Below are 12,979 nucleotides of genomic sequence, written 5' to 3' on the forward strand. Positions count from 1 at the left end.
AGGGTCGAAATTATTTCTCTTTGACCCAGAACTGCCACCAGGATGCTTTAGGTCCAACTGGTTCGGTACGCTTACCTGTCTTAACAATTTGGCTCTGTGGGAAGTTCAGTTGCAAGACACGGAGTGCATCGCGGCTGAGGTCTTTCATACCCAAGGCTTCGTAAGACTTATACATGAGGTAGAGCGCTTCTTCTGTCGCTGGAGCGCGATCGTAGTCAGTAATGGCCCGTTGTGCACGATTGACAGCTGCTAAATAGGCACCGCGTCTGTAGTAATAGCGGGCTGTATTAACGTCACTCTCAGCCAGAGAGTTCACGATATAGCGCATACGTGCGAGTGCATCGGGTGTGTATTTACTCTCAGGAAAGCGTGTCACTAGAGTTTTAAATGCTTCAAAGGCTTCGCGAGCGGCTTTCGGGTCACGTTCGCTTAAATCTTGCCCTGTGAGCTTGCCTAAAAAGCCCATATTGTCATTAAATGTGATCAAGCCTTTGAGATAGTAGGCGTAATCGATGCTTGCATGACCCGGGTGTAATTGAATAAAACGGTCGACTGCCACAATCGCTTGGGCGAGTTCGCCGTCTTTCCAGTGGCAGTAGGCGACGTTAATTTGCGCCTGTTGCGCATAAGGACCAAATGGAAAACGTGCTTCGAGTCGCTCAAAGTATTTAACGCATTTGGGGAAGTCGCCTCCTTCCATGGCGTCTTTGGCTTCGACAAAGAGTTTATTTTGAGACCAGCCTGCCGTCTCATCGTTATTGCTCCCTGCGCATCCCGCTAAAACAGAGATGATCAGAGCGCTAGCCAGTAGGGAAGTGTTTCGCAAAAAAGTATTCATTGCATCCATTGTAATGGGACTTAAACTATCGATAATGCAATGATATATGGATAACGTGAGCGATTCAGAATTCTCTTCTTCGGCTGATGAACTTCTTGATACAGAAGAGGGTCAGACCCGCCAATTGGAGATCCCTGAGGCGCTAGCGGGTGAGCGCTTAGATAAGGTCTTGGCCCAACTGATGCCTGAGTTTTCGCGGAATCGCATTCAGGGCTGGATAGAAGCTGGTTACGTCAAATCCCATGGACAAATTCTCAAGGTACGGCATCGCAGCCAAGCCGGTGAGCTCATCAGCGTTGACATTCAGCCTGAGCCTGAGGAAATGGCTTATTTGCCTGAAGATATTCCCCTTGAGATTGTGTTTGAGGACGATGATCTTCTCATTATTAATAAACCAGCGGGTATGGTCGTGCATCCGGCCGCTGGCAATTGGCAGGGCACACTCTTAAATGCTTTATTGCACCATTACCCCAAGATTGGGGAAGTGCCTCGTTGTGGCATTGTCCACCGCCTTGACAAAGAGACTTCGGGATTATTGATGGTGGCCAAGACCATTGAGGCTCAGCTAGATTTGGTGCGCCAATTAGAATCTCGTCGGGTGGTCAGACGCTACTTTGCTTTGGCTTGGGGCTTAGTGAAACCTCAGACCATTGATGCCCCTATCGGTCGCGATCCCAAAGATCGGCTCAAAATGGCGATTGTTCGTGGTCAGCAGGGGAAGGTTGCGATAACCCACATCAAGAGGCTCGCTACGGTAGAGCTGGCTGATAAATCCATCACAGCGATCCAAGTGCAATTGGAGACAGGTCGCACCCATCAAATACGTGTTCATTTAGAGTCTGTTGGTCATCCTCTTTTAGGCGATCTTGTATATCGCAAACGGGTACCTGCTCAAGCGGCTCAGCTCGAGTTTGCGCGTGGAGGTCAAGCTTTGCATGCGCTGGTACTGGGCATATTGCACCCGCGTACACAAGAAACGATGCTCTGGCAGGCTCCGCTTCCTCCAGATATGACTGACTTAGTTCATCAACTTGGCTTTTCTTCTGAAGTCGCTCAAGTTGATTTGGAGAGCTTAGATGTCTAGTGAGCGGCGTTTGTTTGCCGAGCATGCTTGGGATATCCCATCTGGCGTGGAGTTATTGCAAACGACTCGCTATGGTGGTGTGAGTCAGGCTCCTTATGACTCATTCAACTTAGCTTTGCATGTCGGTGATGATTCAAATGCTGTTTTAAAGAATCGCCACTTACTTCGTCAATACCTCCCCAGCGAACCACTGTGGCTCAATCAGGTGCATGGTGAGCATGTGCTTGATGCAGATCAGGAGGTCCATGGTACCCCGGATGCTGATGCAGCAGTTACGACACAAGCTGAGCGAGTCCTGATCATTATGACTGCGGATTGCCTGCCGGTTTATTTTGTCGATCGACAAGCTCGCGTGATTGGCTTAGCGCATGCTGGTTGGCGTGGTCTGGCGAAGGGGGTACTCACCAAAACTTGGGCCTTGATGTGCGAAAAAGTACCTGACTTAAAAGCCTCTGATGTTGATGTCTTTTTAGGCCCTGCTATCGGTCCTCAAGCTTTTGAGGTGGGGCAGGAAGTAAAAGATATTTTTCTTTTGTGGGGTGCAAATCGCGCGCAGGCTTTCAGTGATGGGATGGCAGGGAAAACTTGTGCAAACCTCTATTTGCTGGCTGCCATGGAGTTGTCACAATTAGGTATTGGGCATATTCATGCTTATCACTGGTGCACTTATTCGCAAGATCAGTTTTATTCTTTCCGGCGTTCTAAAGTAACAGGAAGAATGGCTTCACTACTGTGGATCAAAAAGCACACGTAAGTTTGAGCTAAGCTAAAGATAGGGTTAATTCTTATAACTTCTTGGGCTAATACGGCTCACAATCTACTTATTCAATAAGTAAAAAGAGCCTAGGGAGTTTTTATGGTCAATATGCAAGGTCTAGGTGCGGGCCCACAACTGGCACCGCAACATATGGCTTTGATTCCACCCGAAAAGTTGGTGGATATTGAGCAGCAATATGCTAAGGATTTGACCGCACTGATGATGAATCCGACCGGTGGTGAAATCAGAGACCGCCGTTTTGCTGGAGAGGCATGGAAGAGTCCTTGGAATCAGGCCACGGTTAATTTTTATCTATTAAATTCCAAACACCTATTGACCTTAGCTGATGCTGTTGAAGCAGATGCCAAGACCCGTCAACGGATTCGTTTTACAACCGAGCAGATGATTGATGCCATGTCACCGGCTAATTTCTTTGCCACTAATCCAGAGGCGATGCAAAGAATTATTGATACCAAAGGTGAATCATTGCGCACGGGTATCTTGAATGCTTTGGCGGACTTAGGTAAGGGTAAGGTTTCTCAGACCGATGACACGGCTTTTGAAGTGGGCAAAAACATGGCCACTACAGAAGGTGCCGTGGTATACCAAAACGAACTCTTTCAGCTCATTCAATACAAACCTCTGACCGCTAAGGTGTATGAGCGTCCTTACCTGATGATTCCGCCGTGCATCAACAAGTACTATATTTTGGATTTGCAGCCTGAGAACTCGGTGGTGCGCTATTTGCTAGAACAAGGCCATATTGTTTATTTGGTCTCATGGCGCAATCCTGACCCCAGTATGGCTAATACCACTTGGGATGATTACATTGGTAAAGGTGCGATCAAGGCGATCGAAACTGTACAAGATATTGCTGGCCAAAAACAAATCAATATTTTGGGCTTCTGCGTGGGTGGCACGATTACAAGTACAGCACTAGCGGTCATGGCTGCTCAAAATAAACACCCGGCAGCGAGTCTGACACTACTCACCACGCTATTGGATTTTTCAGACACGGGCATTCTGGATGTCTTTATCGATGAGAATCTGGTGCAGTTGCGCGAAGCCACGATTGGTGGCAAGGGCGGTAGTCAGTGCGGTATGTTGCGTGGTGTTGAATTAGCGAATACCTTTTCATTCCTCAGACCCAATGATTTGGTATGGAACTACGTCGTCGATAACTATCTCAAGGGTAATTCACCGCCACCTTTTGATCTTCTCTATTGGAATGGCGATTCAACGAATTTACCGGGTGCGATGTATGTTTGGTATTTGCGTCATTTGTATTTACAAAATGAACTAAAGATTCCAAATCGCTTGACCGTTTGTGGCCAGAAAGTAGATTTGGGCAAGATCAAGTGCCCCATTTATCTATACGCTTCGCGCGAGGATCACATCGTGCCTTGGTGGTCGGCTTATCAGAGTACCAAGTTACTCAAAGGTGGCAAGATCCGTTTTGTACTGGGGGCTTCTGGGCATATTGCCGGTGTGATTAATCCGCCGGCGAAGAAAAAGCGTAATTATTGGACTAATGCCACCTTAGCACCAACGGCCGATGCCTGGTTTGCCAAGGCTAAAGAAGTACCTGGTAGCTGGTGGCCTGATTGGGCGCAGTGGTTGGCTCCCTATGGGGGTAAACAGAAATTAGCACCGAAAACCTTCGGTAGTGCTAAGTACAAAGTGATTGAAAAAGCCCCAGGCTCTTACGTCAAAGAAAAAGCCAAGGATTAAGTTGTTATTTAAAAAGTAGACAGTAGATAGGAGAAATCATGAGTCAAAAGGTCGCGTATGTAACAGGTGGTATGGGTGGTATTGGTACCGCTATTTGTCAAAGTCTTGCGAAGGACGGTTTTAAAGTGATTGCAGGTTGCGGCCCGAATTCACCTCGTAAAGACAAATGGTTGGCTCAACAAAAAGAACTGGGCTTTGATTTTCTAGCCTCAGAGGGCAATGTGGCTGACTGGGACAGTACCGTTGCCGCATTTAACAAAGTGAAAGCTGAAGTGGGGCGTATTGATGTGTTGGTGAATAACGCTGGTATCACACGTGACACAGTCTTTAGAAAAATGACACCAGAAGATTGGCATGCTGTGATCAATACCAACCTTAACTCACTCTTTAATGTAACCAAGCAGGTGATTGACGGCATGATCGACGCGGGTTGGGGCCGTATTGTGAATATTTCTTCTGTGAATGGTCAAAAGGGCCAATTTGGTCAGTCTAACTATGCCACGGCGAAGTCAGGTATTCATGGTTTTACGATGTCCTTAGCTCAAGAAACGGCGGCTAAGGGGGTGACCGTGAATACAGTATCACCAGGCTATATTGCAACCGATATGGTCACCGCGATTCGTGAAGACGTTTTAGAGAAGATTGTCGGTACGATTCCTGTGAAACGCCTAGGTACCCCAGACGAAATCGCATCGATTGTGTCTTGGTTGTGTTCAGAGCAGGGCGGTTTTGCAACCGGTGCTGACTTCTCGCTCAATGGTGGTTTGCATATGGGTTAATGCCCAGCAAAGACACAATCTGCGCTTTGTAAGGAAAGGGCTTGAATTACACATACAATATGCGTATTCAAGCCTTTTTTAATAATCATGGTCAATAAAAAGCAAAATACCCAATCTGCGACACGGACAATTAAGAAATATCCGAACCGTCGCCTCTATGACACTCAGACGAGTACCTATGTGACATTGTCTGATGTGAAGCAATTGGTTTTAAACCAAGAAGAGTTCAATGTGGTGGATGCGAAGACTAATGAGGATTTAACCCGCAGTATTTTGTTACAAATCATTTTGGAGGAAGAGGCTGCCGGGATGCCATTGTTCACAACCCCGATGTTGTCTCAGATGATTCGTTTTTATGGCCACTCTATGCAGGGTATGGTGGGTGGTTATTTAGAGAAAAATATACAGACCTTTATTGATATGCAAAATCAGTTTGCTGAGCAGACTCAAAAAGGCAATGTGAAGGCGACCCCAGAAGCCTGGGCGCAGTTCATGAATATGCAAAATCCCATGATGATGCAAAACATGATGGGTAGTTATATCGAGCAGAGTAAAAATCTCTTTACTCAAATGCAAGATAGCATGAAGGATCAGGCCAATATGTTTACAGGCTTTCCTTTTTCCAAAACTAAAAAGAGCGATCAATAATTGAGCGGTAAGATTGGATTTGTCTCCTTGGGTTGCCCCAAGGCCTTGGTTGATTCTGAGCGAATCGTGACTCAATTGCGCGCTGAAGGTTATGAAATCGGTAAAGATTACGCCGGTTCAGACCTGGTGGTCGTGAATACCTGTGGCTTCATCGACTCAGCTGTTCAAGAAAGTTTAGATGCGATTGGTGAGGCTCTGGCAGAGAATGGCAAGGTCATTGTCACGGGTTGCTTGGGAGCAAAGAAAAACGCCGATGGCTCTGATGTCGTTACCAGTGTGCACCCCAAGGTGTTAGCAGTCACTGGCCCGCATGCAACCGATGAGGTGTTGGCAGCCGTTCATGAGCATTTACCCAAGCCCCATGATCCCTTTGTCGATCTTGTCCCTGCAGCTGGCATTAAGCTCACGCCTAAGCACTATGCTTATTTGAAGATCTCTGAAGGCTGTAATCATCGTTGTACCTTCTGCATTATTCCAAGTATGCGGGGTGATTTGGTTTCTCGTCCGATTGGTGATGTGTTACTCGAGGCTCAGCGTCTTTTTGAGGCGGGCGTGAAGGAATTGCTCGTTGTGTCTCAGGATACGAGTGCTTATGGTGTTGATATTCAGTATCGTACTGGCTTTTGGGATGGGCAGCCGGTGAAGACACGCCTATTTGAAATGGTTCAAGCTTTAGGGCGTTTGGCGCGTCAACATGATGCATGGGTACGTCTGCATTATGTTTATCCCTATCCTCATGTCGATGAGATCGTGCCTTTGATGGCTGACTTTGCTAACGAGGGTTCAGGCGTTTTACCGTATTTAGATATTCCCTTGCAACATGCGCATCCCGATGTCTTAAAACGCATGAAGCGCCCAGCCAGTGGCGAAAAGAATCTAGAACGCATTCAGGCATGGCGTGCGATGTGCCCCAATCTGACGATTCGCAGCACTTTCATCGCCGGTTTTCCTGGTGAAACTGAGGCTGAGTTCCAATACTTACTCGACTTTATGGGGCAAGCTAAGATTGATCGTGCGGGATGTTTTGCCTATTCACCGGTGGAGGGTGCGAAGGCCAATGAGATTCCTGGCGCCTTACCGACCGAAGTGCGTGAAGAAAGACAAGCGCGCTTTATGGCGGTGGCTGAAGCCGTTTCAGCGCAATTACTCAAAGCGAAAGTAGGTCAAAGAATGCGTATCCTCGTCGATCAAGTGCAAGGCGATCGTGGTTTAGGACGCAGTCCTGCGGATGCGCCTGAGATTGATGGTGTTGTTCATTTATTACCCACACAAAAAATATCTAAAAAATATCGTGTAGGCGAATTTGTTAAAGCCACGATTGTCGATACGCAAGGCCACGATTTGATTGCTCAGCTCTGATAAGAGTCCACATAGCTTGTGGTTTTGCTCAGTATATACCCCTAGATTATTCATATAGCCTGCACTAGACAGTTAGTCGTAAGATTATCCTTACAGACTATTCCTTTGAACATAATAATTACAGGGAGTTTCAAATGGCACGTGAAGTTGTTGTCTTGAGCGCCGTTCGTTCAGCGATTGGTGGTTTTGGTGGTTCCTTGAGTAGCTTAGAGCCTGCCGAGTTGGCGGGTACGGTCATGAAAGAAGCGGTATCGCGTTCTGGTGTAGATCCAAAGCAGATTAATTATGTGACGGTCGGTAACTGTATTCCTACAGAATCGCGCTTTCCTTATGTGGCGCGTGTAGCTTCGATTCAGGCTGGTTTACCGATGGATTCAGTGGCGATGGCGGTGAACCGTTTATGTAGCTCTGGTTTGCAAGGGATTGTGACAACATCGCAAGCGATCATGTTAGGCGATTGTGATTTTGGTGTAGGCGGTGGCGTTGAAGTCATGTCTCGTGGTATTTATGGTGCCCCAGCGATGCGCACCGGTGCACGTATGGGCGACACCAAGATGATCGATATGATGGTGGCAACACTTACCGATCCATTTGGTGCTGGCCATATGGGTATTACTGCTGAGAATCTTGCGACCAAATGGAATATCACTCGTGAAGAGCAAGATGCTCTAGCCGTTGAGTCGCATCGTCGTGCTGCAGTAGCGATTGCCGAAGGTCGCTTTAAATCACAAATCGTACCGATTACTTTGCAAAGTAAAAAAGGCGATGTGGTCTTTGATACGGATGAACACTGCAAACCCAATACCACGATGGAAAGCTTGGGCAAAATGAGACCCGCCTTTAAAAAGGATGGTACGGTTACAGCAGGTAATGCTTCCGGTATTAATGATGGTGCAGCATTTATGGTTTTGGCGTCTGCCGATGCAGCCGCGAAAGCAGGGCATAAGCCGATGGCGCGTTTGGTGTCTTATGCGCTCGCGGGCGTGCCGAATGACATCATGGGTGAAGGCCCAATTCCTGCATCTAAGCTGGCTTTACAACGTGCAGGTTTATCACTGGACAAAATGGACGTCATTGAATCGAATGAGGCGTTTGCAGCGCAAGCGATTGCAGTCTCCAAAGGTTTAGGCTTAGATATGAGTAAGACTAATCCAAACGGCGGTGCCATTGCTTTAGGGCATCCCGTCGGTTGTTCAGGTGCTTTCATTGCGACCAAAGCCTTGTATGAATTACAACGCATCAATGGTAAATATGCATTGGTCACTATGTGTATCGGTGGTGGTCAGGGTATTGCTGCTGTATTTGAGCGTATGTAAGAGTGCAAGTCGGGCTCTTCTAGCCCCAAATAAAAGCCGTCTTACTGAGTCAGTAGACGGCTTTTTTATACCCTTGAATCAATGAGTTAGCTTATCGCTCTAAGAGGTCTAGCCAGGCATCGAGGTGATATTGATTGAGGGCGAGATCCGCTTTTTCACGTACAACCGGTTTAGCGCGATAGGCGATAGATAGACCGGAGCCTGCCATCATCATTAAATCATTAGAGCCATCACCCATGGTAATTGCTGCGGTTTTATCAGACCCTAGGGCTTGGCAGCGCGCTAGAACAAAATGAGCTTTCGCTGCGCCATCCACAATCGGCCCGACAACCTGACCGGTGAGAACACCATCTTGAATCTCGAGTTGATTCGCATGTGTTTCACACAAGTTCAATTCTTTTTGTAAACGACTGGTGAAGAAAGTAAAGCCACCCGAGACTAAAAGAGTATGAATGCCTAATTGGTGCACACGTTCAATTAAAGCGCGTGCCCCAGGGTTAGCTTGCAAGCGATGGCTATACACCTCGTGCAGGGCCTCTTCTGGAACACCTTTTAGTAGAGCTACGCGTCTACGTAAACTTTCTGAAAAATCCTTGATTTCGCCACGCATAGCTGCCTCTGTAATCGCGGAGACCTCTGATTTTTTACCCACGGCATCGGCAATTTCATCAATACACTCGATATTAATCAGCGTTGAATCCATATCCATGGCTAACACTTTGATCTTGTTCGCCGAAAAATGCTCAGGCAGGATGCCTGCATCGCAGCGATAGCGGTTGGCTAACTCTTGTAACTCAAGCGACGATATAGAGCTTCTTGTAGTCGTGATGACGGTCACTCTATTTCTGCTTTCTTGTGAATGAATGGGGTAGTGCTGATTTAAATCAGTCAGTAGAGCTGGATCAAGCCCTTCAGGATGTATTAAAGCAATCTGAGTCATGACGTGATTATGCATGGCTGGCTAAACCTTCGGATAGATATTTCATCAGGTGTCGTAAAGCTTCAAGACGGTCGGTCAATTCAATCAAGCCCATCTTATCTTTAGGGATCAGCTTTAATTTATCTTGGCCTGCGAGTTGGAACTGTGGATTACTTTGAACCAGTTGAATGATTCTGAGGGGATCAATCGGTGGATTGGGGATGAATTGCAAAATAATCTGGGCAGGATGGGCATCAATTTTCTTGATGCCTAATTGTTTCATTTCAAGCCGTAAACGATGGGTTTCAAATAAAGATTGTGCTTGTTCAGGTAAAGAGCCAAAACGATCGACAATCTCTTCTCTCAGATAAGACAGTTGCGCATAATCTTCAACGCTTGCTAATTTCTTATACAGAGATAAGCGCTCATGCACATCGGGACAGTAATCAGCGGGTAATAGGGCGGGAACGCCCAAGGTAATATCTGTAATCACTTCCATGGGAGCCATTAAATCGGGTTCTAGGCCGGCTTTGAGAGATTTGACGGCCTTATTGAGCATATCGGTGTAAAGCTGAAAGCCAATCTCAGAAATATCGCCCGATTGTTTATCCCCCAGAACTTCGCCAGCACCCCGAATCTCTAAATCGTGCATGGCTAAATAAAAGCCTGAGCCTAACTCTTCCATCGCTTGGATGGCATCTAGGCGCAGTTTCGCTTGTTTAGTGAGGCTCTCAGGATCTGGTACGGTTAAATAAGCATAAGCTTGATGGTGGGAGCGACCGACGCGACCCCGTAATTGATGCAGTTGGGCTAAGCCAAACTTATCGGCACGATGAATAATGATGGTGTTGGCACTGGGCACATCAATACCCGTTTCAATGATCGTGGTACACAAAAGAATATGCGCACGTTGCGTGACAAAGTCGCGCATCACGCGCTCGAGTTCACGCTCATGCATTTGCCCGTGAGCCACAACGATACGGGCCTCAGGGAGGAGCTTTTCCAGCGCTTGGCGGCGGTTCTCGATGGTTTCTACTTCATTGTGCAAGAAATACACCTGGCCGCCACGTTTGATTTCTCGTAAGACGGCCTCTCGTATCACTCCGTCAGACTCGCGGCGCACAAATGTTTTGATTGCGAGGCGTTTTTGTGGCGCAGTAGCAATCACAGAAAAATCTCTCAGACCTTCAAGAGCCATGCCAAGTGTGCGTGGGATGGGTGTGGCTGTCAGGGTCAAAATATCGACCTCAGCACGCATGGCTTTTAAGGCTTCCTTTTGACGAACCCCAAAGCGATGTTCTTCATCAATAATGACCAGTCCTAAACGAGGAAATTTCACATCACTCGATAGTAATTTATGTGTGCCAATCACAATGTCGGCATCCCCTTTAGCCATGGCTTCGAGTGCGGCATTGATTTCTTTAGCGGTCTTAAAGCGTGATAGCTCCACAATCTTGACGGGCCAATCGGCGAACCGGTCTTTCCACGTTTCCATATGCTGTTCAGCCAATAGGGTGGTGGGAGCGAGTATGGCGACTTGTTTGCCACCCATTACGGCAATGAAACTGGCGCGCAGGGCTACTTCGGTTTTACCAAAGCCAACATCTCCGCACACGAGACGGTCCATGGGTTTACCGCTGGTCATATCTTTCAGGACTGCGGCAATGGCAGCCGCTTGATCGGCTGTTTCTTCAAAACCAAAACTTTCTGCGAAGGCTTCATAGTCATGTGCAGAAAACTCAAAAGCATGACCTGTACGTAATGAGCGAGCGGCATATAAATTCAGTAACTCGGCCGCTGTATCGCGTATTTGTTGTGCTGCTTTGCGTTTAGCTTTCTCCCACTGTCCTGAGCCTAATTGATGTAAGGGCGCAGATTCGGGGTCTGCTCCCGCATAGCGCGAGATCAGTTGTAGTTGGTGTACGGGGACGTATAAAGTGGCAGCATGGGCATACTGCAGGTGTAAGAACTCTTCCTCCCCTTGACCCACATCGAGCATCAACAGTCCTTGATATCGACCAATACCATGCTCGGCATGTACGACCGGATCGCCGACTTTCAGTTCCGATAAATCTTTAACCAGGGTATCGACGTTGCTGGCTTCTTTATCTTTATTTTTGCGTCTGACTCGAGCGCTTTGTGCAAATAACTCAGATTCTGTAATCAGTAAACATTCGGCATGAGCACTGGCAAAGCCATCGTGTAGCGGCGCATGGCACAGGGCCAATGAACTTGGTTGGGCCAACCATGTATGCATGGACTCGACCAACTCTACTTGTAGGCCGTTTTCAGAAAATAACTGGCGTAAGGTCTCTTTGCGCCCCGCGCTATCTGCGCAGACGAGTACTCGGTAAGAGGTGTTTTGTAGTAAGTGGGTCAAGCGCGCAATCGGATTACTTTCTTTGCGCGCAATCGCAACATCAGGGACCGGTAAAAAATGGGGATCATCGCCCGTGCGCAAGACTTGCAAGCGCGCCATTGGTTTGAGGGCTGCAAATAATTCTTCTTTGGCTAAGTAAAGATCCTTGGGGGGAAGCACTGGACGTGCGCTGTCGTGTTTTAGGAACTGATAGCGAGATTGAGTATCTTGCCAAAATTGATCCATCGCTGTTTCTATATCGCCATGTAAACCAATCCAAGCAGGACCTTTGACTAAGGGTAAGTAATCGAAGAGGGTGCTAGTGCTCTCGAAGAAGAGAGGTAGGTAAGCTTCGATGCCTGCGCTAGGGATACCCAGCCCCATGTCTTTATAGATGGTGCAACGACTTGGGTCACCCTCGAATACTTCGCGCCAACGCCCCCGAAAGAAAGTACGAGCAGCTTCATCGAGTGGAAATTCATGACCGGGTAAGAGGCGAACTTCTTGAACGGGATAGAGGCTGCGTTGAGAGTCTGGGTCAAAAGAACGAATTTGGTCGATTTCATCGCCGAAGAGATCGATTCGATAAGGTAGCGCCGAGCCCATCGGGAATAAATCAATTAAACCACCACGAATACTATATTCACCAGGGCGAACCACTGCAGTCACTGGGTCGTAACCCGCCTGTTGCAGCTGCAAGCGTAGCGCCTGCTCGTCAAGACGATCCCCTTTTTTAAAAAAGAAGGTATGCGCTGCTAAAAACTGAGGTGGTGCCATGCGCATCAGTGCTGTTGCAACTGGAACTAAGACGATGTCGCAAGCCCCAGTGAGGAGTTCATGGAGGGTAGCGAGGCGCTCGGATACTAAATCTTGATGCGGAGAAAAGGCGTCGTAAGGCAAGATCTCCCAATCGGGTAAGTGCCGCACGCTTAGTTCTGGGGCGAAGCTAGGTATTTCTTCGAGTAAACGCGCCGCATCTTGTGGGTTAGCGCATAAAACGACTAAGGCTGAGTATGAGCTGCGATGAGTCTTTGCTTGCTGGGCAATGAAGGCGGCATCGCTTGATCCTACTGGGCAAATGAAGCTCGCACGCAGCCCTGCCTTAGGACCGGGCATAGGGGGTGTCCAATCGCTGATTGGACGCAGACTGTATGCTGCAGAATCAGCCTTTGGTTTGTACATAAGCCGC

The 12,979-nt window shown here is 47.7% G+C and carries 10 protein-coding genes; 7 read left to right on the forward strand and 3 right to left on the reverse strand.

Annotated elements, in window-relative coordinates:
• Positions 1–10: 10 nt before the first annotated feature.
• Positions 11–838 carry an outer membrane protein assembly factor BamD gene (locus ICE94_RS08200; protein ID WP_255539119.1) on the reverse strand — a complete coding sequence of 276 codons (828 nt, stop codon included), beginning with the start codon at positions 836–838 and terminating at the stop codon, positions 11–13.
• Between the two features lie 46 nt (positions 839–884).
• Here ICE94_RS08200 and ICE94_RS08205 point away from each other — a divergent pair, with 46 nt between their 5' ends.
• The 7 genes from ICE94_RS08205 (at position 885) to ICE94_RS08235 (ending at position 8,512) form a co-directional block, all read left to right on the forward strand.
• Positions 885–1,922, forward strand: coding sequence for an RluA family pseudouridine synthase (locus tag ICE94_RS08205; RefSeq protein WP_216150733.1), 1,038 nt, complete (start codon positions 885–887; stop codon positions 1,920–1,922).
• Complete coding sequence (gene pgeF, locus ICE94_RS08210) at positions 1,915–2,676, forward strand: peptidoglycan editing factor PgeF (protein ID WP_216150740.1); 762 nt, start codon at positions 1,915–1,917, stop codon at positions 2,674–2,676. Before ICE94_RS08205 ends, pgeF begins: the two co-directional genes overlap by 8 nt.
• Before the next feature lie 102 nt (positions 2,677–2,778).
• Positions 2,779–4,410, forward strand: coding sequence for a class I poly(R)-hydroxyalkanoic acid synthase (phaC, locus tag ICE94_RS08215; protein ID WP_216150742.1), 1,632 nt, complete (start codon positions 2,779–2,781; stop codon positions 4,408–4,410).
• 38 nt (positions 4,411–4,448) lie between these two features.
• On the forward strand, positions 4,449–5,189 hold the full coding sequence (locus ICE94_RS08220) for a 3-ketoacyl-ACP reductase (RefSeq protein ID WP_216150744.1): 741 nt from the start codon (positions 4,449–4,451) through the stop codon (positions 5,187–5,189).
• Between the two features lie 87 nt (positions 5,190–5,276).
• On the forward strand, positions 5,277–5,837 hold the full coding sequence (phaR, locus tag ICE94_RS08225; RefSeq protein ID WP_216150746.1) for a polyhydroxyalkanoate synthesis repressor PhaR: 561 nt from the start codon (positions 5,277–5,279) through the stop codon (positions 5,835–5,837).
• Positions 5,838–7,196 carry a 30S ribosomal protein S12 methylthiotransferase RimO gene (gene rimO, locus ICE94_RS08230; RefSeq protein ID WP_216150748.1) on the forward strand — a complete coding sequence of 453 codons (1,359 nt, stop codon included), beginning with the start codon at positions 5,838–5,840 and terminating at the stop codon, positions 7,194–7,196.
• Between the two features lie 134 nt (positions 7,197–7,330).
• Positions 7,331–8,512, forward strand: coding sequence for an acetyl-CoA C-acyltransferase family protein (locus ICE94_RS08235; protein ID WP_216150750.1), 1,182 nt, complete (start codon positions 7,331–7,333; stop codon positions 8,510–8,512).
• A 91-nt stretch (positions 8,513–8,603) separates the two neighbouring features.
• Here ICE94_RS08235 and serB read toward each other — a convergent pair whose 3' ends face one another.
• Positions 8,604–9,452, reverse strand: a complete 849-nt coding sequence (gene serB / locus ICE94_RS08240) for a phosphoserine phosphatase SerB (RefSeq protein ID WP_216150752.1) — start codon at positions 9,450–9,452, stop codon at positions 8,604–8,606.
• Between the two features lie 7 nt (positions 9,453–9,459).
• Positions 9,460–12,972, reverse strand: a complete 3,513-nt coding sequence (gene mfd / locus ICE94_RS08245; RefSeq protein WP_370623787.1) for a transcription-repair coupling factor — start codon at positions 12,970–12,972, stop codon at positions 9,460–9,462.
• Positions 12,973–12,979: the final 7 nt, after the last annotated feature.

This window comes from Polynucleobacter sp. MWH-Loch1C5, assembly GCF_018881775.1.
Classification (GTDB): domain Bacteria; phylum Pseudomonadota; class Gammaproteobacteria; order Burkholderiales; family Burkholderiaceae; genus Polynucleobacter.

Bases quoted from the DNA above. Each gene is read 5' to 3' on its own strand.
- ICE94_RS08205 (WP_216150733.1), top strand. From the start codon at position 885: ATGGATAACGTGAGCGATTCAGAATTCTCTTCTTCGGCTGATGAACTT.
- mfd (WP_370623787.1), bottom strand. From the start codon at position 12,972: ATGTACAAACCAAAGGCTGATTCTGCAGCATACAGTCTGCGTCCAATC.
- phaC (WP_216150742.1), top strand. From the start codon at position 2,779: ATGGTCAATATGCAAGGTCTAGGTGCGGGCCCACAACTGGCACCGCAA.
- pgeF (WP_216150740.1), top strand. From the start codon at position 1,915: ATGTCTAGTGAGCGGCGTTTGTTTGCCGAGCATGCTTGGGATATCCCA.
- ICE94_RS08220 (WP_216150744.1), top strand. From the start codon at position 4,449: ATGAGTCAAAAGGTCGCGTATGTAACAGGTGGTATGGGTGGTATTGGT.
- ICE94_RS08200 (WP_255539119.1), bottom strand. From the start codon at position 838: ATGAATACTTTTTTGCGAAACACTTCCCTACTGGCTAGCGCTCTGATC.
- phaR (WP_216150746.1), top strand. From the start codon at position 5,277: ATGGTCAATAAAAAGCAAAATACCCAATCTGCGACACGGACAATTAAG.
- serB (WP_216150752.1), bottom strand. From the start codon at position 9,452: ATGACTCAGATTGCTTTAATACATCCTGAAGGGCTTGATCCAGCTCTA.
- ICE94_RS08235 (WP_216150750.1), top strand. From the start codon at position 7,331: ATGGCACGTGAAGTTGTTGTCTTGAGCGCCGTTCGTTCAGCGATTGGT.